Source organism: Geoalkalibacter ferrihydriticus DSM 17813, from assembly GCF_000820505.1.
In the GTDB taxonomy this organism is placed as follows: Bacteria; Desulfobacterota; Desulfuromonadia; order Desulfuromonadales; family Geoalkalibacteraceae; genus Geoalkalibacter; species Geoalkalibacter ferrihydriticus.
The window spans coordinates 190,973-209,420 of sequence record NZ_JWJD01000001.1; the positions used below are offsets into that span (position 1 = coordinate 190,973).

General features: G+C 57.9%; 13 protein-coding genes. 7 read left to right on the forward strand and 6 right to left on the reverse strand.

The window, feature by feature from the left end; all coding sequences use genetic code 11:
* Positions 1-114: 114 nt before the first annotated feature.
* Genes GFER_RS00955 through GFER_RS00965 form a run of 3 tightly spaced genes read right to left on the reverse strand, consistent with a single transcriptional unit; the run spans position 115 to position 2,743 of the window.
* Positions 115-300 (reverse strand): FeoB-associated Cys-rich membrane protein, encoded by a 186-nt coding sequence (locus tag GFER_RS00955; RefSeq protein ID WP_040095260.1) that lies wholly within the window; start codon positions 298-300, stop codon positions 115-117.
* 40 nt (positions 301-340) lie between these two features.
* Positions 341-2,503, reverse strand: coding sequence for a ferrous iron transport protein B (gene feoB, locus GFER_RS00960; RefSeq protein ID WP_040095263.1), 2,163 nt, complete (start codon positions 2,501-2,503; stop codon positions 341-343).
* A gap of 3 nt (positions 2,504-2,506) precedes the next feature.
* Complete coding sequence (locus GFER_RS00965) at positions 2,507-2,743, reverse strand: FeoA family protein (protein ID WP_040095265.1); 237 nt, start codon at positions 2,741-2,743, stop codon at positions 2,507-2,509.
* Positions 2,744-3,135: 392 nt separating this feature from the next.
* On the opposite strand from GFER_RS00965, the gene GFER_RS00975 reads away from it, so the two are divergent.
* Positions 3,136-4,458: a cation:proton antiporter gene (locus tag GFER_RS00975; protein WP_052445827.1), complete on the forward strand. Its 1,323-nt coding sequence runs from the start codon at positions 3,136-3,138 to the stop codon at positions 4,456-4,458.
* A 288-nt stretch (positions 4,459-4,746) separates the two neighbouring features.
* Here the strand turns inward: GFER_RS00975 and GFER_RS00980 are convergent, their stop codons facing one another.
* Positions 4,747-5,679 carry a carbohydrate kinase family protein gene (locus GFER_RS00980; protein WP_040095269.1) on the reverse strand — a complete coding sequence of 311 codons (933 nt, stop codon included), beginning with the start codon at positions 5,677-5,679 and terminating at the stop codon, positions 4,747-4,749.
* Between the two features lie 195 nt (positions 5,680-5,874).
* Between GFER_RS00980 and GFER_RS00985 the strand changes: the two genes are divergently transcribed.
* The 6 genes from GFER_RS00985 to GFER_RS01010 all read left to right on the forward strand — a co-directional run bounded on the left by GFER_RS00985 (position 5,875) and on the right by GFER_RS01010 (position 15,406).
* Positions 5,875-8,382, forward strand: a complete 2,508-nt coding sequence (locus GFER_RS00985; RefSeq protein WP_040097101.1) for a heavy metal translocating P-type ATPase — start codon at positions 5,875-5,877, stop codon at positions 8,380-8,382.
* Between the two features lie 202 nt (positions 8,383-8,584).
* Entirely contained in the window at positions 8,585-10,216 is a 1,632-nt protein-coding gene (gene hcp, locus GFER_RS00990) for a hydroxylamine reductase (RefSeq protein ID WP_040097104.1), read from the forward strand.
* A gap of 67 nt (positions 10,217-10,283) precedes the next feature.
* A complete protein-coding gene (locus tag GFER_RS17360; protein WP_052445828.1) occupies positions 10,284-10,667 on the forward strand; it encodes a c-type cytochrome in 384 nt (127 codons plus the stop codon).
* A 274-nt stretch (positions 10,668-10,941) separates the two neighbouring features.
* Positions 10,942-11,991 (forward strand): efflux RND transporter periplasmic adaptor subunit, encoded by a 1,050-nt coding sequence (locus GFER_RS01000; RefSeq protein WP_052445829.1) that lies wholly within the window; start codon positions 10,942-10,944, stop codon positions 11,989-11,991.
* Positions 11,991-15,113 (forward strand): efflux RND transporter permease subunit, encoded by a 3,123-nt coding sequence (locus GFER_RS01005; protein WP_074669544.1) that lies wholly within the window; start codon positions 11,991-11,993, stop codon positions 15,111-15,113. Before GFER_RS01000 ends, GFER_RS01005 begins: the two co-directional genes overlap by 1 nt.
* A 14-nt stretch (positions 15,114-15,127) precedes the next feature.
* Entirely contained in the window at positions 15,128-15,406 is a 279-nt protein-coding gene (locus GFER_RS01010) for an Imm27 family immunity protein (RefSeq protein WP_082047744.1), read from the forward strand.
* A gap of 39 nt (positions 15,407-15,445) precedes the next feature.
* Here the strand turns inward: GFER_RS01010 and GFER_RS01015 are convergent, their stop codons facing one another.
* Together GFER_RS01015 and metG are read right to left on the reverse strand one after the other, a co-directional pair.
* Positions 15,446-16,831, reverse strand: a complete 1,386-nt coding sequence (locus GFER_RS01015; RefSeq protein ID WP_040095272.1) for a TatD family hydrolase — start codon at positions 16,829-16,831, stop codon at positions 15,446-15,448.
* A gap of 78 nt (positions 16,832-16,909) precedes the next feature.
* Complete coding sequence (metG, locus tag GFER_RS01020) at positions 16,910-18,442, reverse strand: methionine--tRNA ligase (protein WP_040095274.1); 1,533 nt, start codon at positions 18,440-18,442, stop codon at positions 16,910-16,912.
* Positions 18,443-18,448: the final 6 nt, after the last annotated feature.

Sequence of the window (18,448 nt, forward strand, 5' to 3'; positions counted from 1 at the left end):
ATCTAGTTGGTTATTGAGAGGCTGATTTGTGGTGCCCAGGGGACGGAGGAGATTTTCTTCGTCCCCTGGGAAATGCGCGCACTAATTGAAATGCTTCTGTCAACTCGATTGAACTCAACGCTTCCGGTCGCTTTTGCATCCGGCATGGGGGAGATCGCGCGAAGAGCCCGCTTGGTTGCAACCTCCCTCACCGGAGCAGCCGCAACCACTGTCGGAGCGAGTCCGGCTGAACTTGCGGTAGAGATAGAATGCGGCGCCGATAACGATGACGAGGGTAATAATGCTGTCCCAGAGACCCATTTCAGATTTCTCCTGAGGGTATAAATTCCCAGTCTTTGCCTCAGCTCAGAGCACTGCCGATCTGATAGACCAGAACCGCAATGGCAAACCCGAGAGAAGTATTAAACACGGTCGAAAACAGCGCCCAGCGCCAGGAGGACTCTTTAGCCATGGTTACCACTGTCACAAAACAAGGCGCATAGAGGAGCACGAAGACAATCAACGCAATGGCCGTGTACGGTGTCCACATCGGGTCGGCCGCGAGCCTGGCTGACAGAGGCGCTGATTCTTCGGGATCGATTTCGCCGAGGGAGTAAGCCGTGCCGAAGCTCGATACGATGACTTCCTTGGCGGCAAAGCCCCCGACCAGGGCGATATTGGTGCGCCAGTCGAATCCGGCCCATTGGCTGACCGGTTCGAAAAAGGTGCCGACCTGACCGGCGAAGCTGTTGCGGACAGCCGCCTGGGCCTGCGCATTTTCAATCTCGATTAACAGTTTCTGCCGCTGCTCTTCCTGCAGAACGGTTTCCATGACGCTCTGGCGTTGTGCTTCGAAGCGGGCCTCTTCGCTTTCCGGCAGCCCCGGAAAGGTCAAAGCAGCCCACAGGATGATCGAAACGGCCAGAATAATCGTACCGGCTTTCTTGATATACTGCCAGGCCCGCTCCCAGGTATGGGTCAGGACGCCACGCAGAGTCGGCATGCGGTAGGGAGGCAACTCCATGATAAAGGGTGTCGGATCGCCCTTGATAATGGTCGAGCGCACCAGCTTGGAAACGAGCAGGGCCATGGCCCAGGCGAACAGGGTGATGGAGAACATGACGAGGGCCTGGTGTTCAGAGAAGAAGGCCGCCACCAGCAGCAAAAACACCGGCAGCTTGGCGCCACAGGGCATGAAGGGGGCCGTCAGCAGGGTGGCCAGCTTCTCTTTGGGGCTGCGCAGGGTGCGTGTTGCCATGATGCCGGGGACGGCACAGCCGCCGGCGATGCCCCCGGAAATAATAAATGGCATGGCCGAACAGCCGTGCAGGCCGAAAATCCGCAAGATTCGGTCGAGCATGTAGGCGACGCGGGCCATGTAGCCTGAGTCTTCGAGAAAGGAAATCATGATAAACATGACGATGATCAGGGGCACGAAACCGAGAACGCCGCCGACGCCGTCGATGACGCCCGAGACCACCAGCGACTGCACCATGCCATCGGGAATAAGGGCCGTTGCCGTCTCGCCGAGCCAGCCGAAAAAGCCCTCCAGCCAGCCCATGGGAATTTCACCGACGGTAAAGGTGATGTGGAACATGGTGTAGAGCACGGCGATCATGATCGAGGGGCCGAGAACGCGATTGGTCAGGACGCTGTCGAGCTTCTGGCTGAAGTCGACGCGTTCTCGCTGAGAGATCTCCCTGGTGACGATATCCTGCTTCATGATCGAGTTGATCAGGCCGTAGCGGTAGTCGGCGACGATCGCCTCGGGCACCGTGTTCAGCGTCTTGCGGCAATGCTCGCGGGTTTGTGCGACGATCGTCTGCAGCTCGTCGTGGAGCCCGCCGATCTCTTTTCCGGCCGCGACGATCTCCTCATCGGCTTCCATGTACTTCAGGGCCACCCAGCGAGCCGGATAGCGATTGGTCATGAATCCTGCGGCCTCGATTTTTTCGCTCATGGTCTTGAGAGCCGGATCGATGTCGGGGCCGTAGGAGACGGCCAGTGGCTCCCAGGTGCCGCCACGCTGTTTGGCGTGGGCGAGGGCCTTAGCGGTCAGCTCCTGCTTGCCCTGGCCGGTGCGGGCAACGGTTTCGACCACCGGACAGCCGAGTAGCTCACTCAGGCGGCCGGTGTCGATGCGCAGTCCCTGTTTTTTTGCGTCGTCGATCATGTTAAGTGCCAACATGACGGGAACGCCCAACTCGAAGAGCTGAACTGCCAGGTAGAGGTGGCGTTCGAGTTTGGTGGCATCGACGATATCGACCACGATGTCGGGTCGCTCATCAACCAGCACCTTGCGCGCCACCAGTTCTTCCGCGGAGTAGGCCGATAGGGAATAGCACCCCGGCAGGTCGATCACGTTGACCTTGACGTTCTCGAAAGTGAAGTGGCCTTCCTTGCGCTCCACCGTGATGCCGGGGTAGTTGCCGACCCGTTGCCGCGACCCGGTGAGAGTGTTGAAAAGTGTCGTTTTTCCGGAGTTGGGATTGCCGGCAAAGGCTATTGTCGCTGTGCTGCTCATGGACTACTCCTCCAGCTTTTCGATCATGATGACGTCGGCTTCGTTGTTGCGCAGGGTCAGCGTGAAATCGCGCAGTCGCAGAGCCACGGGATCCCTGAGCGGTGCACGGCCGATGACCTGTACGATGGTGCCGGGAGTCAGTCCCATGTCGCGCAGACGTCGGCCGATTTCTCCACCGGCCGTAACCGAGGTAATCCGCGCCCGTTCATTGACGGCAAGCCGTCGCAAGGAGTGAGTCATGCGAATGTCTCCTTCAGTTTGATAGGAATTTTAATCGCTGGAAAAAAACCGCTGCCGGAAGGTTTGCTCAGACGACAGCAGAAAGATAAATGAATTTGAAAACAATAGGCATTTTTGCTGAAAGCCTGCCTGAGTGTCAAGGAAAAAGATAATCGTTTTCAAGTTGTATGTCAGGTGAAGAAAGTCCGCGACGACAGCAGCTAAAAGGGCAAGGATTGGGATGTGGAACTGACGAAACTTGACCCTGAGAGCACGCAAGATCCTTTCGGCGGCTGTTCAAGGTTGCTTTTCCCTGGAAAGATGGTTCCTTTGTAAACCAGAGGGTGCAGGTGGGCTCAAACCGCAATGGCATTCCTGGCTATTTCTAATTCCAGTCGACGGAACTTATTATTATGTCATATTCAGCGCAGCGGCTGATCTCTTATGGTGAATTCGATGTGTTCAGTATTGATCTGTATGACATCGGTCTTTTGCTGGCGGGCCTCATCATTTTCATTGCATCACTTCTTCCGGGACTGGTGTCTGAAAAACGGCTGATCACGGTACCCATTTTCTATATGGGGTTAGGAGTCCTGGTTTTTATCCTGCCCTGGGCTCCACTGTTGCCGGACTTGGTGGATGACGTCGCGTGGCTGAAACGTGTTGCCGAACTCGGCGTGATCCTTTCCCTTACGTCAGCGGGACTGAAGCTCAACAGCCCTTTCGCGTGGGCAAGCTGGCGAATCAGTTGGCGGCTTTTGGTGTTGACCATGCCGCTGACTGTTGCCGCTTCGGCCTGGCTTGGCTGGTGGGCGGCCGGTCTACTTCCAGCCTCTGCCATTCTGCTGGGCGCAGTTATTTCGCCGACCGACCCCGTGCTCGCCGGCGATGTTGAAGTCCGTGCGCCGGACGAGCCGCAAGGGCCAAAAACCAGATTGGTTTTAAACACTGAGGCCGGCATTCACAATGAGCCGGAGCGATCCAAAACCAGGTTGGCATTAACCACAGAGGCCGGCATTAACGATAGTTTGGCGTTTCCATTTACCAACCTGGCCATTGCCGTGGCTCTGGTGGGATTGGCGCCATCGGGCTGGGTCGCCGGCTGGCTGGCCGTTGACGTTTTTTACAAACTCACGGTGGGCGCTGTTATCGGAGCCTCTTGCGGATATTTGATCGCCAAGATTATCTTGTCCAAATTCATGACGGCTATGACCGGGGTTCTAGCCCTAAGCCTCACTCTTGTTCCTTACGGATTCGCTGAGCTGGCCTCAAGCTATGGCTTTATCGCTGTTTTTGTTGCAGCCTGCGTCTTTCGCCACTACGAACGCAACCATCAGTATCAGCAACTGGTGCATGATTTTGCCGAGCAAACCGTGCGTGTGCTGGTGGCTGTCCTCATGTTTTTCGTCGGAGCTTATGGATCCAGTGGGGCCTTGAACATGATGACTCCCGGGATGTGGGGTGTCGCCTTGGCCATCGTTTTTCTCATTCGGCCCCTGACCAGCATGCTCGCTTTGGTTGGAAGCGACCTGTCGCGCAAACAACGCTGGGCGATTTCATTTTTCGGGATTCGCGGCATCGGCTCTGTTTACTACCTCGCTTACGGGCTTTTTCATGTGGATTTTCCCGACGCCAGGGCCCTCTGGAGTATCGTACTCGCCGTCATCATTATTTCGATCGTGATTCACGGGATCAGCGCGCCGAGTGTGATGAAACGCCTCGACTTGGGCCGATGAAAGGTGACGGATTGGTAACGAAACGAATATGTCGACCGACGCCGGCCCAGAGCAGATCGAAACCTTAGAACAAGGCGCACAGCCTCACCGGCAGCCTCGGTGCCGGCCGCTGCCGACTTCGCGGTACCAGGGTACAATCCAAATCGCCCGATAAAAAACCACCAAAGCCCCTGACTCAAGAGGCTTTGGTGGTATATGGGAACGCACCGTGCGAGGCGTCATGACGTCTGATTCCGGCTCTTTCGGCCGCGGTCTGCGCTGTGCCGACTTGTCTTAGCACACGATGCACTAGAGTTCGCGGTCGAATGCCTCGCGGTAGCGGTTGCTGAATTCAGTCATGTCGAAGCGGTGATTCTGGGTGCCCTGATGTTCGATTTTGATGGCGCCCATGAGCGAGGCGATGCGTCCGGTGGTTTCCCAGTCCAGCTTGTTCATGAGTCCGTACAGCAGCCCGGCACGATAGGCGTCACCGCAGCCGGTGGGATCCTTGAGCTGTGCTGCGTGGGCGGCGGGAATGCAAATCTCACCTCCAGTGGTATAAATAGTGGAGCCTTGGCCGCCGCGGGTAACGATCAGCGCTTCCAACCGTCCGGCGACTTCGGCGGCACTCAAGCCGGTCCGTTCGCGGATCAGTTGCCATTCGTAATCATTGACAGTCAGCCAGGTGGCCTGATCGATGAAACGACGCAGATCGTCGCCGTCGAACATGGGCAGCCCCTGGCCGGGATCGAAGATGAAAGGGATCCCGGCAGCGACGAACTGGGCGGCGTGTTCGATCATCCCCTCGCGCCCGTCGGGAGAGACGATGCCCAGAGAGACGCCTTGGGCATCGCTGACCTTGTTGTGGTGGGCGAAGGCCATGGCGCCCGGGTGAAAGGCGGTGATCTGGTTGTCGTCCAGGTCGGTGGTGATGAAAGCCTGAGCCGTGAAACTGTTTTCGATCCGGATCACGTGGCGCTGCTCAATGCCGCATGCATCCATCCATTCGGCATAGGGAGCGAAGTCTTCGCCGACGGTGCCCATGGGCAGCGGTGAGCCACCGAGCAACTGAAGATTGTAAGCGATGTTGCCCGCGCAACCACCGAATTCCTTGCGCATCTCCGGCACCAAAAACGATACATTCAGGATGTGCACCTGGTCGGGTAAAATGTGGTTTTTGAAGCGGTCGCCAAAGACCATGATGTTGTCGTAGGCAAAAGAACCGCAGATCAGGGCTTGCATAGACGAGATTCTCCTTTTCTCCATAGTGGTGGTGCGAGTGCTAGCGTCCAGAGGCCAGTGTGACATAATCTTAACTTTGACCATCGATTTTTTCCGGATGGACAGTAGCAAGTTTTTCCTGCGAAAACGAGCGATTTTTGGCAATGCCGCTGAACCCTTCTGCAAATAGGAGATCTTTTTCTCGTGGGCAAACAAATGACTTCGGATGATTCTTCCGGACCGCTGTCAAGCGGCCAAACCTTGGATATAGGTGTTTCCGGAATGAGTTGCGCCTCCTGTGTGGGGCGCGTTGAGAAAGCCCTGCGCGAGGTGCCGGGGGTTGTCGAGGTATCGGTAAACCTCGCTACGGAGCGTGCCCGGGTGGTTTTTGCCGCGAAGCAGGGAGATGTCGCCGCGGTCCTCGACGCGATTCAGCAAGCCGGCTATGGTCCAAAGGTAGAAAATCTGGAGTTCGCTATCCACGGCATGAATTGCGCTTCCTGTGTCGGTCGGGTGGAAAAGGCCCTGGGGCGTGTGCCCGGAGTTCTGGAAGGACAGGTCAACCTTGCCACGGAAAAAGCCAGGGTACGCATTGTCTCGGGCGCGGTGATGGTTGAGACGATCATTGCCGCGCTGCGGGAGGCAGGATATGAGGCCGAAGAACTGGGTTCCGCCGCGCAGCGCAGCGTTGAAGAGGGAGAGGCGCGTGAGCAGGAGGCGCGCCGCCTTAAGCGCTCGGTTTTATTTGCCGCGGCCCTGACCCTGCCCATTTTCGTGCTCGACATGGGCTCCCATTTTATCCCGCCTTTTCACCATTGGCTGGTGCGGAGTCTGGGTCAGCAGAACCTGTTTTACCTATTCTTTGTGTTAGCCAGCCTGGTGCAGTTCGGCCCGGGACTGAGATTTTACAAGAAGGGCTGGCCGGCTTTGGTGCGCGGTGGGCCGGATATGAATTCGCTGGTCATGCTTGGCACTTCAGCGGCCTGGGGGTATTCGGTGGTGGCGACTTTCCTGCCGGGAGTTCTTCCTGAAGGTACGGTGCATGTCTATTTTGAGGCTTCTGCGGTCATTGTTACGCTGATTCTGGTCGGTCGTTATCTCGAAGCCCGAGCCAAGGGGCGCACCAGCGAAGCCATCAAGCGGCTGATCGGTTTGCAGGCGAAAACCGCGCGGGTGGTGCGCAATGGTGAAGAGCTTGAAACGGCCATCGAGGAGGTGCGGGTCGATGATTTGGTGCGGGTGCGTCCCGGTGAAAAAATTCCCGTCGACGGCGAGGTGGTCGAGGGGCGGTCCTACGTTGATGAATCGATGATCACCGGTGAACCGCTACCGGTCGAAAAAGAGCAGGGCGCCGAGGTGGTGGGCGGCACGATCAACAAGACCGGCAGCTTTACCTTTCGTGCGACCAGAATCGGCGCCGATACACTGCTTGCGCAGATCGTGCGCATGGTCGAGCAAGCCCAGGGCGCGAAGCTGCCCATTCAGGCACTGGTCGACCGGGTTACCAATTATTTCGTGCCGGCTGTGATTGGTGCGGCGGTGCTTACCTTCGTCGTCTGGCTATTGTTAGGGCCTGCACCGGCCTTGACCTTTGCCCTGGTTAATGCCGTGGCCGTGCTCATCATCGCCTGCCCCTGCGCCATGGGATTGGCAACGCCGACGTCCATCATGGTCGGCACCGGCAAGGGTGCGGAATTGGGCATATTGTTTCGCAAAGGCGATGCTTTGCAGCGCCTGCGCGATGCCGGGGTGGTCGCCCTGGACAAAACGGGGACTCTGACCCGGGGGCGCCCGGAATTGACCGATTTCGTCGTCGCCGAGGGTTTTTTTGAAAAAGATGTGCTGCGGTGGGTGACCTCCGTGGAGCGCCTGTCGGAACATCCCATCGCCGAGGCCATCGTCGCGGCGGCAAAATCCCGCGGACTCAAGCCGGCGGAAGGGAGCAACTTCACGGCCGAGCCTGGTTTCGGGGTGGTCGCGGACGTCGAGGGACATCGTGTTCATGTCGGCGCGGATCGTTATATGCGCCGCCTTGAGCTGAACCTGGAAGCTTTCGCCGAAGCTGCGTTAGAACTTGGCGATCAAGGAAAAACGCCCCTCTATGCGGCGGTGGATGGTAGGCTCGCCGCGATTCTCGCAGTGGCCGATCCCATCAAAGAATCGACTCCGGCAGCCATTGCAGCTCTGCACGCTGAAGGGTTGAAGGTGGTCATGATCACCGGTGACAACCGCCGTACCGCCGAGGCGATTGCCAGGCACCTCGGCATTGACCAGGTGGTGGCCGAGGTGCTGCCCGACGGTAAGGTCGAAGCGGTGAAAAAACTGCAATCTCAAAGGCACAAGGTGGCCTTCGTGGGCGACGGCATCAATGACGCTCCGGCGCTGGCCCAGGCCGATGTCGGCATTGCCATCGGCACCGGCACGGATATCGCCATGGAGGCCGCCGAAGTGGTGCTCATGTCCGGTGATCTGCGTAACGTGCCAAACGCCATTGCCCTGTCTAAGGCGACCCTTCGCAACATCAAACAAAACCTGTTCTGGGCTTTCGCCTACAACACTTTGCTCATTCCAGTGGCGGCTGGAGCCCTCTATCCGTTCTTTGGCTTGATGCTTTCGCCGGTGTTTGCTGCCATGGCCATGGCAGCTTCAAGCATCTGCGTCCTGAGCAACGCTTTGCGCTTGCGGAGATTTTCGCCGCCCATGCGGGCAGAGACGCAAGCCTGAGCACTCCCCCGATAGGTGAGGGTGGTTTCGTGGACAATCCTGATTCCACCCTCCCTGGAAAAATGTTCTTTGTCTGTTAAACTATCCTCCGGTACTGCTTTTTATTCTGGTCGGTGTCTTAGCTGGCTCCGACCTCTTCTCGTTTTGCTTGGCAGGGCAATAAAACGAACTAAAAGACCACGGAGGAAGAAACATGGAAGAGATGTTCTGTTTTCAGTGCGAGCAGGCGGCCCAGGGCACTGGCTGCACTAAGATGGGCGTATGCGGTAAGAACCCTGAGGTGGCGGCATTGCAGAACCTCATTGTTTGGGGTTTGATGGGCATGGCCTTCTGGGCGCACAAGGCGCGTGAAAAAGGCGCCATTGACCGCGATATCGACGTGCACATGATTGAGGGGCTCTTCACCACAGTGACCAATGTCGATTTTGATCCGGAGAACTGTGCCGCTGTGGCAAAGAAGACCGTCCAGATGCGCGACAAGGCCTGGGCCCTCTTTGAAAAAGCCAATAACGGTCCCTATACCGGCGAGGTTCCAGATGCCGCCGCCAACTGGATCTGCCCCGCCAACCGCGAAGAGATGGCCACCCTCGGCCGCGAACGCGGCGTCAAAAGCTTCAACAGCGATGCGGACATCAATTCGGTGCAGAACATTCTGCTCTATGGCTGCAAGGGGATGGCTGCCTATGCCGATCATGCCCACATTCTCGGCAAGGACGACAACGAGATTTACGCCTTCATCCATAAGGCGCTGGCGGCCATTGCCGAGAGCAAGCTCGGCCTGATGGATTTCGTCACCCTGTGTATGGAATGCGGCCAGACCAACATCAAATGCATGGGGTTGCTCAATCAGGCGCACATCGAAAATTATCAGGCGCCCACGCCCACCCCGGTCAATATCGGGACCAAGGCCGGTAAGGCCATTCTGGTTTCGGGCCACGACCTGAAGATGCTCGAAGAGCTGCTCAAGCAGACCGAAGGTAAGGGCATCAACATTTATACCCACGTTGAGATGCTGCCTGCCCATGGCTATCCGGGGCTCAAAAAATACAAACATCTGGTGGGCAACTTCGGCGGCGCCTGGCAGAACCAGTACCAGGAATTTCAGAACTTCCCCGGCGCCATCATCTTCAATACCAACTGCATCCAGCGCCCTGCCGACGAGTACAAAGATCGTCTGTTCACCTGGGGACGTGTGCAATGGCCGGGCGTTAAGCACGTCGAGGGTTGGGATTTCTCCGAAGTCATCGCCGCCGCCCAGAAGGCTGAGGGCTTCAGTGAAAAAGCGGATAAGGACATCCTCACTGGCTGCGGGCATGACGCGGTGTTGGGACTCGCCGACAAGGTGATCGAAGCGGTCAATTCCGGGGCCATCAAGCGCTTTTTTGTCATCGGTGGATGTGACGGCGCCAAGCCCGGGCGCAATTACTACACCAAATTTGCCGAGCAACTGCCCAAGGATACGGTGATCCTCACCCTGGCTTGCGGCAAATACCGCTTCAACAAGCTCGATCTCGGTGATATCGGCGGGATTCCGCGCCTCCTCGACGTCGGTCAGTGCAACGATGCCTATTCGGCGGTACAGATCGCGCTGGCCCTGGCCAAAGCCTTTGACTGCGAGGTCAATGACCTGCCCCTGTCCATTATCCTGAGCTGGTACGAGCAGAAGGCCGTTGTGGTCCTGTTGTCACTGCTTTCCCTCGGCCTGCAGAACATGAAGCTCGGCCCCAGTCTCCCTGCGTTCGTCACGCCCAACGTGCTCAACTTTCTGGTCGAGAATTTCAATATCGCTCCCATCGGTACGGTGGAAGAAGACATGAAGCAGATGCTCGGGTGATTGTTCTTTCCGGCTTCCGTCCTGGTCGGAAGCCGGTCTTTAATTTAACCTTTGTCGGGAGGAAAAAATGAAACGCAGCAGATCGAAATTTGTGATCGTGACACTGGTTCTGGGAAGTCTGGTCTTCTTTGGTTGCAGTGAACGCAAAGAGGAGGCGCCACCTGCACCGGCGGCTACCCCTGCGGCAACGCCTGCCGCGGCGGATCTCGAAGCGGGAGAAACGCTTTTCAATCAGCACTGTGCCGCTTGCCATGCGGACGGCGGCAACGTCATGCGTCCCGAGAGAAATCTCACTCATGCCAATCTGATGGAAAGGGGCTTGGGAACGCCGGAAAGTCTCAGGGATTATCTGCGGGATCCGGGACCTGGAATGCCGGCATTCAACCAAAATACCATCTCGGACGAACAAGGTGAGAATATCGGGCACTACATTTTGGAAACCTTCAAATGAGGTGATGACAATCTGAATTTTTGGATTTCAGAGTCACTTTTATTTATCACGGCGCCGCCGGTCCCGGCTTTTCTAAAGAAGAGTCCAGGATCGGCGGCGCTTTTTTAGTAAAATCGGGTTAAGAATTGCTTTGACGGGAAAGCGACCAGGAAGATAAAATTGATCGGTTAGAGAAGGCGTTGGTACAAGGTCTGCAGGCCGATAACGAGGCGATTACGAATCGTTACTTTTTCCATTCTGAGGGTACTGCACCGTGAGAATTATCAGGATAGGTTTGGCTCCACTGTGGGCCATTGTACTGGCCGCTTGGGTTTTAGGGGGTTGCGGCCGCGAAAGCACGGCGGAGACCGACACAGGACAGGGACCCCAGGTGCGGGTTGTTTCCGTTGCGGTGGAGACCCTCAAGTCCACCAACCTCTCAGAAACATTCACCTTGCCGGCGACTCTTGAAGCCTGGGAGGATTTGCTGCTGGCTGCGGAAATTGCCGGCCCGGTGCGTTACGTCGGGCCGCGTGAAGGGGATCGGGTGCGCAAGGGCGATGTCATTTTGCGCATCGATCCGGAGGCACGCGAGGCCGATCTTGATCGAGCGCGGGCTGAATTCGAGGTGCAACAAAGCCACTTCGCGCGGATGAGCCGCCTGGTCGATGAACAGATCATCAGTCCCCAGGAATTCGAGGAAGCGCGGCGCAACATCGAGGTCGCCCGCGCCGCTTTGCGCAGCGCCGAAGTGGCCCTCGCCAAAAGCGTTCTGGTCAGTCCCTTGGACGGCATCATTGATCGGCTGCATGTGGATCGCGGCGAATTTGTTTCCGAGGGGACTCCGGTGGCCGAACTGGTCCAGGTCGACCGGCTGCAAGCCGTTGTCGAAGTGCCGGAAAAGGACGTGCACTTTTTGCAGGTCGGCGACCGGGTCGAGGTGGTTGCGGCGCGTCTGGTCGGCGAGGGGGGGCCGGTTCGCTCCGGCGAGTTGTTTTATCTGGCCTTCAAGGCCGACCCGACAACGCGCACCTACCGCGCCAAGGTTGTCGTCGATAATGCCGATGGTTCCCTGCGCCCCGGCATGATTCTGCGCGTACGTTTTCTGCGCCAGGCCTTTCCTGAGGCCGTGGCCGTTCCTCTCTATGCCCTGGTGGAGCGCGATGGGAAAACCCTGGCTTATGTTGAAGAGCAAGGCGTGGCGCGCCGGCGTTTTCTGACCACCGGAAGCATCATCGGCGATCGGGTGGTGATTCAAGATGGACTGGTGGCAGGAGAGCGTCTTATCGTGCGCGGCCAACAACTGCTCGAAGACGGCACAGCGGTGACGACGGGTAATCACTGATGCTGCTCAGCAACGCCGCCATCAGCCGCCGCAGCACTGTCTTCACTCTCATGATGATCGCTCTGGTGGCGGGCCTCTACAGCTACCTGGTACTGCCCCGCGAATCGGCTCCGGACATCACCATTCCCGTGGTGCTGGTTGTCACCAATCATGAGGGAGTGGCGCCCGAGGATATCGAAACTCTCATCACGCTGCCTTTGGAGCGCAAGCTCAAAGGCCTCAAGGATGTGGAGAAGATGCGCTCGGTGAGTTCCGAGGGATCTTCCATGATCACCATCGAATTCACCCCGGATGTCGATATCGACAACGCCCGGCAACTGGTGCGCGATCGTGTCGATCAGGCCAAGGGCGATCTGCCCGACGATCTGGAGAACGATCCTTCCATTCTGGAAATCAACATCGCGGAATTTCCCATTCTGATGATCGCGGTCTCGGGTCCCGTGGGCGAAATGGTACTCAAGCAAGTAGCCGAGCGCCTTGAGGACTACATCGAACAGATCCCCGGGGTTCTCGACGTAGCGATCACCGGCGGGCGCGAGCGTCAGGTACGCGTCGAATTCGACCCCGATCGCTTGGCGGCTTATCGCCTGTCCTTTGTCGAAATCATGGCTGCCGTTCAGCGGGAAAACGTTAATATCCCCGGCGGCAGCATCGACATCGGCGAAGGCAAATATCTGCTGCGCATCCCCGGAGAATTTACTGACCCTGCGCAGATCGACAATTTGGTTCTGGTGGTGCGCGACGGTCGCCCCATCTACTTCAAGGATGTCGCCAACATCGTCGATACCCTTGAAGATCGCCTAAGCTATGCGCGGTTCAACGGCGAACCCAGCGTGACCCTGGCGATCAAGAAACGCACGGGCGAAAACATCATCGCCGTGGCTGATCAGGTCTTTGCCGTCCTCGAACAGGCACAGGGGCAATTACCGCCAGAAGTCGAGATGGCGGTCACCCTCAATCAGTCCAAAGACATCCGGCGCATGGTCGCCGAGCTTGAAAACAGCATCCTTACCGGGCTGATCCTGGTGGTGTCGGTGTTGTTCCTGTTTTTGGGCCTGCGCAACTCCCTGTTCGTCGCCTTGGCCATACCTTTTTCCATGCTCATCTCCTTTGCGGTGCTGCATGCCCTGGGCATCACCTTGAACATGGTGGTGCTGTTCAGCCTGATTCTGGCCCTCGGCATGCTGGTGGACAACGCCATCGTCATTGTCGAGAACATCTACCGACATATGCAGGAGGGCAAGGATCGGGTGCAGGCCGCGCGCGATGCGGTGACAGAGGTGGGCTGGCCGGTCATCAGCTCAACCCTGACGACGCTCTGCGCCTTTTCTCCCCTGATGTTCTGGCCGGGTATCATGGGCGAATTCATGAAATTTCTGCCCCTGACCCTGATCGTCACCCTGAGCGCCTCGCTGTTTGTGGCCCTGGTCATCAATCCGGTGGTTTGCGCAAGCTTTCTCTGGGTAGGGCGGCGCAAGGCCGAGGGCGATGCGCTGCCGCCGATTCTGCGTTTTTATCAGCGTCTGCTGCAATGGTCATTGCGCTGGCGGGTGCTGGTGCTGGGCGCGGCGGGAGGATTCTTGATCGGCATCGCCATCCTCTACGCCTATTTTGAGCACGGTGTCGAACTTTTCCCTGATATCGAACCCAATTTGGCCTATGTTGAAATCAGCGCCCCCGAGGGTACCAATCTCGACACCTCGGATCTGCTGGCGCGCGCGGTCGAGGACATTACCTTTCAGGAAGGTGACCTGCGCTTCGTCATTTCCGAAATGGGGGTGTCGGCCAACGCCGATATGGGCGGGGAGGGCGGTGGGCAAAGTCACCAGAGCAAGATCTCTCTGGATTTCATCGAGCGCGAAGAGCGTCGTGAGCATGCCGACAAGGTGCTGGCGCGGATTCGCCAGGCCGTTGCTGCTCTGCCCGGTGCCGAAATCAAAGTGGAAAAACACAAGGAGGGACCGCCCACGGGTGCGCCGGTGAGCATCGAGGTCAGCGGCGAGGACATCGAAGTTCTCGCTCAGGTGGCCAATGAGATCAGGGAGCGCATCAAGAACGTGCGGGGCCTGGTGGATCTCAAGGACGATCTGGTGCGAGCCAATCCGGAAATTCGCATTCTTGTGGATCGAGAAAAAGCCAGTCTGCTGGGCCTCTCTACGGTGGATATTTCCGAAACCGTCAAGGCTGCGGTAAGCGGCACCAAACTCGGGGTCTACCGCGAGGGCAATGAGGAATACGACATCGTCGCCCGGCTGCCCGAGGAGCGGCGGCGGTCATTAGCGGATGTCACCGGGCTGCTGATCCCGACGATGACCGGCGATCCGGTGCCTGTCTCCAGTCTGGCGAGCTTTGAGATGGGCACGGGGTTCGGTTCTATCCGCCGTCTCAACCAGAAGCGGGTCGTGACCATCACCGCCAACACCTCCGGGCGCAACAGCATCGAAGTGCTGCGCGAGGCGCAGGGGCTGCTGAAGAATCTGGAGATGCCCGGTGGTTACCGCATCGATTACAGCGGTGAGCAGCAAGAGCAGGAAAAGGCCGTGGCCTTTTTGAGCAAGGCATTTATCGCCGCCATTTTGCTCATCACCCTGGTGCTGGTAACCCAGTTCAATTCGTTTCGCCAGTCCCTCATCGTCATGACCTCGGTGATCCTATCCCTGTCCGGGGTTTTTCTCGGACTGACCTTGACCGGTATGGCGTTCGGCATCATTATGACGGGCATCGGCGTCATCTCTCTGGCAGGGGTGGTGGTCAACAACGCCATCGTGCTTATCGACTATGTCAATCAGTTGCGCCGCTCCGGGATGGGGCTGGAAGAGGCTCTGGTGCGGGCGGGAGTGGTGCGTTTTCGGCCGGTGCTGCTCACGGCTGCAACCACGATTCTGGGCCTCTTGCCCATGGCCGTGGGGTTCAGTTTCGATTTTCGCTCCCTGAGTTTTCAGATCGGTGGCGAGTCCGCGGAATGGTGGGGGCCCATGGCCGTGGCGGTGATCTTCGGCCTGGCGGTCGCGACCCTGCTGACCCTGGTGGTGGTGCCGGTGCTCTATTCTCTTTTACATGACAAGCCCCCGCGTGGATGGTTCGGCAATCTGCGCCGCCGGGGGGCTAAAAATGCGCACTAAACAAGGAGGAAACCATGGCTATTCATGAGGAGGATTGGGAACTTCAGCCCAGGGACCAGGAATTGCGGGCTTTTTGGATCGACCTCGGCAGCAGCATGGAGGAGGATGCCGCCTGGCAGCGCATTCTTTGGTTGATCCATGAAAAGCTGGAACTGGTGAAACGCGGCGAAGGACGTAATGCTCTGTACCGCGATCCCAATGATGGGCGCCTTTGGGCGCTGGCCTACGACCATCCCGAACTCAAGGATGGCGGGCCGCCGCGCCTGACCTGCGTCGATCAAGAGGGCGCCTGAAAATAATCGGCCTCAGTCGATCCGACTGAGGCCGAAAGCTTATCCCACCTCGTTGTATTCCCGTTCCCGAAATTTTGCCCCCAGTTCTTCCGCGAGCTTCCGGCAGGCGGCGATGTCGAGGCTTGGCACCGTGACGGCGCTGGCGACGACCTCGGGAATGCACCGCGCTGCTTCACGAATAAACTCCTTGACCCCCTCGAAAGCGAGTTCGCCGAATTGTGAATGGCACAGATCCTGATAGGTGGCAGCGTCGGGTGCATTGAGGGACACCGATAAACTGTCCACCAACCCGACCAGCTCCGGAACGATGTTGCGCCCGTGCACAAGGTTCGCCTGGCCGTCGGTGTTGATGCGCACCTTGCAGCCTTTTTTCTTGAGCCAGGCGGCGACTTCCTTGATGAGATCGAGGCGCAGCAACGGTTCGCCGTAGCCGCAAAAGACCACTTCATCATAGGCGCGTGGATCGCCCACGGCGGCGATGACTTCGGCGGCGTCGGGTTCATGATCGAGCTTAAGGCGGTGGCCCTTGACGGTGAAGTCGTGGAATTTTGCGCAGAAAGAGCAGGCATTGGTGCAGCGGTTGGTGATGTTGAGATAGAGGCTGTTGCGAATGGCATAGGCGATGCGCACGGCCTGTTCGGCCTGGCCGATGCCGAACAGGTTGCCGGCGTTGAGGGTGGTGATGCGTGCGACGTCCTCCAGAGACAACCCCTTGATTTCACCGATCTTCTCGGCGGTCAGGCGCACATAGGCGGGTTCGTTGCGTTTGCCGCGAAAGGGTTGGGGCGCAAGATATGGGCAGTCGGTTTCAACCAGCAGACGTTCCATGGGAACGCTGCGCACCACCGCGCGCAGCTCTTCGTTTTTCGGATAGGTGATGGTGGCGGGAAAGCTGATGTAAAAGCCCATTTCCAGGCAGGCGCGCGCCATGGCGGCGTCTCCGGAAAAGCAATGAATGACCCCGCCGACCTCGGCGGCCTGCTCTTCGCGCAAAATGCTCAATATGTCTTCATGGGCGTCGCGATCATGCACGATAAGCGGCAGAGCCAGTTCGCGGGCCAGTCTGATCTGGCGGCGAAAGGCGAGGCGTTGGGCATCCCGGGGAGCGCGGTCGCGATAGTAATCGAGTCCCGTTTCGCCGATGGCAACAACTTTGGGAGCGGCGGCCAGTTCGCGCAGCCGCCGAATACCTTCCTCGTCGGCTTGCAAGGCGTCGTGGGGATGAATGCCCACCGCTGCATAGACTTCGTCGAAACGTTCCGCAAGCGTAATGCTGTTACGCGAACTCTCAAGGTCACAGCCCACAGTAAGAATGGTTTCGACCCCGTTGTCCCGCGCTCGGGCGATGACCAGGTCCAGGTCTTCGGCAAAGGGGCGATTGTAGAGATGGGCGTGGGTATCGATGAGAGAAGATCTCAGGGACATGCGATGCTCCGGCAAAACCAAGGGGCGCCGTGGCGCCCCTTGGGGTGTTATCAGTGAAAGGTTTGTTCTTTCCAACAGTTACTGCGTCTCAATGCGAGGGAACAGGGGGGCTGCTTTGGCGATAATTGTGCCGGCCTGCAGACCACCCCACACCTCATTGTCGGCAAAGGTCAAATCGTTTTTTTCGCCGCCGAGAATGCCCATGATCTTCGCAGCAGTTTCCGGCATGAAGGGATTGATCAGCAAGGCGATGATGCGTGTGCCTTCGAGCAGGTTATACATGACGGTGCCCAGGCGTCCGCTCTGCGCCGGATCTTTGGCCAGAGCCCAGGGCGCGGTTTCATCGATATATTTGTTGGCGGCACTGATCAATTCCCAGGTTGCCTGGAGTGCCTTGTTGAAGGCCATATCATTCATGTGTCCGTCCACCAGTTTTACCGCGGCGGGAAAACGCGCGGTAAACGCAGCGTCGAGTTCCGTCTGGACTTCTGCCGCAGGTAGTTCGCCGCGGAAGTATTTGCTGAGCATGGCCGTCGAGCGGCTCACCAGATTGCCCAGATCGTTCGCCAAGTCGGAGTTGATGCGATGCACCAGGGAGGCATGGGAGAAATCGCCGTCCAAGCCGAAGGGCACCTCGCGCATGAGGAAGTAGCGGATGGCGTCGGCACCGTACTTATCGACCAGCATGTTGGGCTCGACCACGTTCATCAGGCTCTTACTCATCTTCTTGCCCTCCACCGTCCACCAGCCGTGGGCAAACACCTTTTTGGGCAAGGGAATGCCGGCGGCCATGAGAAAGGTCGGCCAGTAGACGGTGTGGAAGCGCAGGATGTCCTTGCCGATGACATGAGCGTCAGCAGGCCAGAAGGTGGCGAAGTGTCCGTTGGGGTCGTCAGGATAACCCAGAGCACTGATGTAGTTGGTCAGGGCGTCGAACCAGACATAAATTACGTGTTTGTCATCGCCGGGCACCGGTGTGCCCCAGGAAAAAGAGGTGCGCGAAATGGACAGGTCGCGCAGCCCTTCGCGAACGAAATTGAGAATTTCATTGCGGCGCGTTTTGGGTTGAATGAAGTCGGGGTTCTCTTCGATATGCGTCAGCAGCGCCTGCTGATATTTGCTCATGCGAAAAAAATAGGACTCTTCCTTGAGTTTGTCCGTGGGGCGTCCACAATCGGGGCAGGTGCCGTCAAGCAGCTGGTTTTCCGTCCAAAAAGTTTCGCAGGGAGTGCAATACCAGTCTTCGTAATCGCCCAGATAAATATCGCCTTTGGCTTGAATGATCTGGAAGAGGCGATGCACGCCTTTTTTGTGCCGTTCCTGGGTGGTGCGGATGAAATCGGTGTGAGAAATGTTGAGCCGCTCCCACAAAGCCTGAAAACGTTTAACCACGCGGTCAGCCAACTCCAGCGGCGTTTCACCCTTGGCCTGGGCGGCTTTTTCAACTTTCTGGCCATGCTCGTCGGTGCCGGTGAGAAAAAACACCTCGTGGCCCCGGGCGCGCTTGTAGCGTGCTATGACATCGCAGGCGAGGGTGGTGTAGGCATGGCCGATGTGGGGAACATCGTTGACGTAATAAATGGGCGTGGTGATGTAAAAAGGCTCTGGCATGATCTC

Excerpts from the sequence above, each read along its gene's own strand:
- GFER_RS17360 (WP_052445828.1), top strand. The coding sequence starts at position 10,284 with ATGAAACGCAGCAGATCGAAATTTGTGATCGTGACACTGGTTCTGGGA.
- feoB (WP_040095263.1), bottom strand. The coding sequence starts at position 2,503 with ATGAGCAGCACAGCGACAATAGCCTTTGCCGGCAATCCCAACTCCGGA.
- GFER_RS00955 (WP_040095260.1), bottom strand. The coding sequence starts at position 300 with ATGGGTCTCTGGGACAGCATTATTACCCTCGTCATCGTTATCGGCGCC.
- GFER_RS00965 (WP_040095265.1), bottom strand. The coding sequence starts at position 2,743 with ATGACTCACTCCTTGCGACGGCTTGCCGTCAATGAACGGGCGCGGATT.
- GFER_RS01015 (WP_040095272.1), bottom strand. The coding sequence starts at position 16,831 with ATGTCCCTGAGATCTTCTCTCATCGATACCCACGCCCATCTCTACAAT.
- metG (WP_040095274.1), bottom strand. The coding sequence starts at position 18,442 with ATGCCAGAGCCTTTTTACATCACCACGCCCATTTATTACGTCAACGAT.
- GFER_RS01005 (WP_074669544.1), top strand. The coding sequence starts at position 11,991 with ATGCTGCTCAGCAACGCCGCCATCAGCCGCCGCAGCACTGTCTTCACT.
- GFER_RS00985 (WP_040097101.1), top strand. The coding sequence starts at position 5,875 with ATGACTTCGGATGATTCTTCCGGACCGCTGTCAAGCGGCCAAACCTTG.
- hcp (WP_040097104.1), top strand. The coding sequence starts at position 8,585 with ATGTTCTGTTTTCAGTGCGAGCAGGCGGCCCAGGGCACTGGCTGCACT.
- GFER_RS01010 (WP_082047744.1), top strand. The coding sequence starts at position 15,128 with ATGGCTATTCATGAGGAGGATTGGGAACTTCAGCCCAGGGACCAGGAA.
- GFER_RS00975 (WP_052445827.1), top strand. The coding sequence starts at position 3,136 with ATGTCATATTCAGCGCAGCGGCTGATCTCTTATGGTGAATTCGATGTG.
- GFER_RS00980 (WP_040095269.1), bottom strand. The coding sequence starts at position 5,679 with ATGCAAGCCCTGATCTGCGGTTCTTTTGCCTACGACAACATCATGGTC.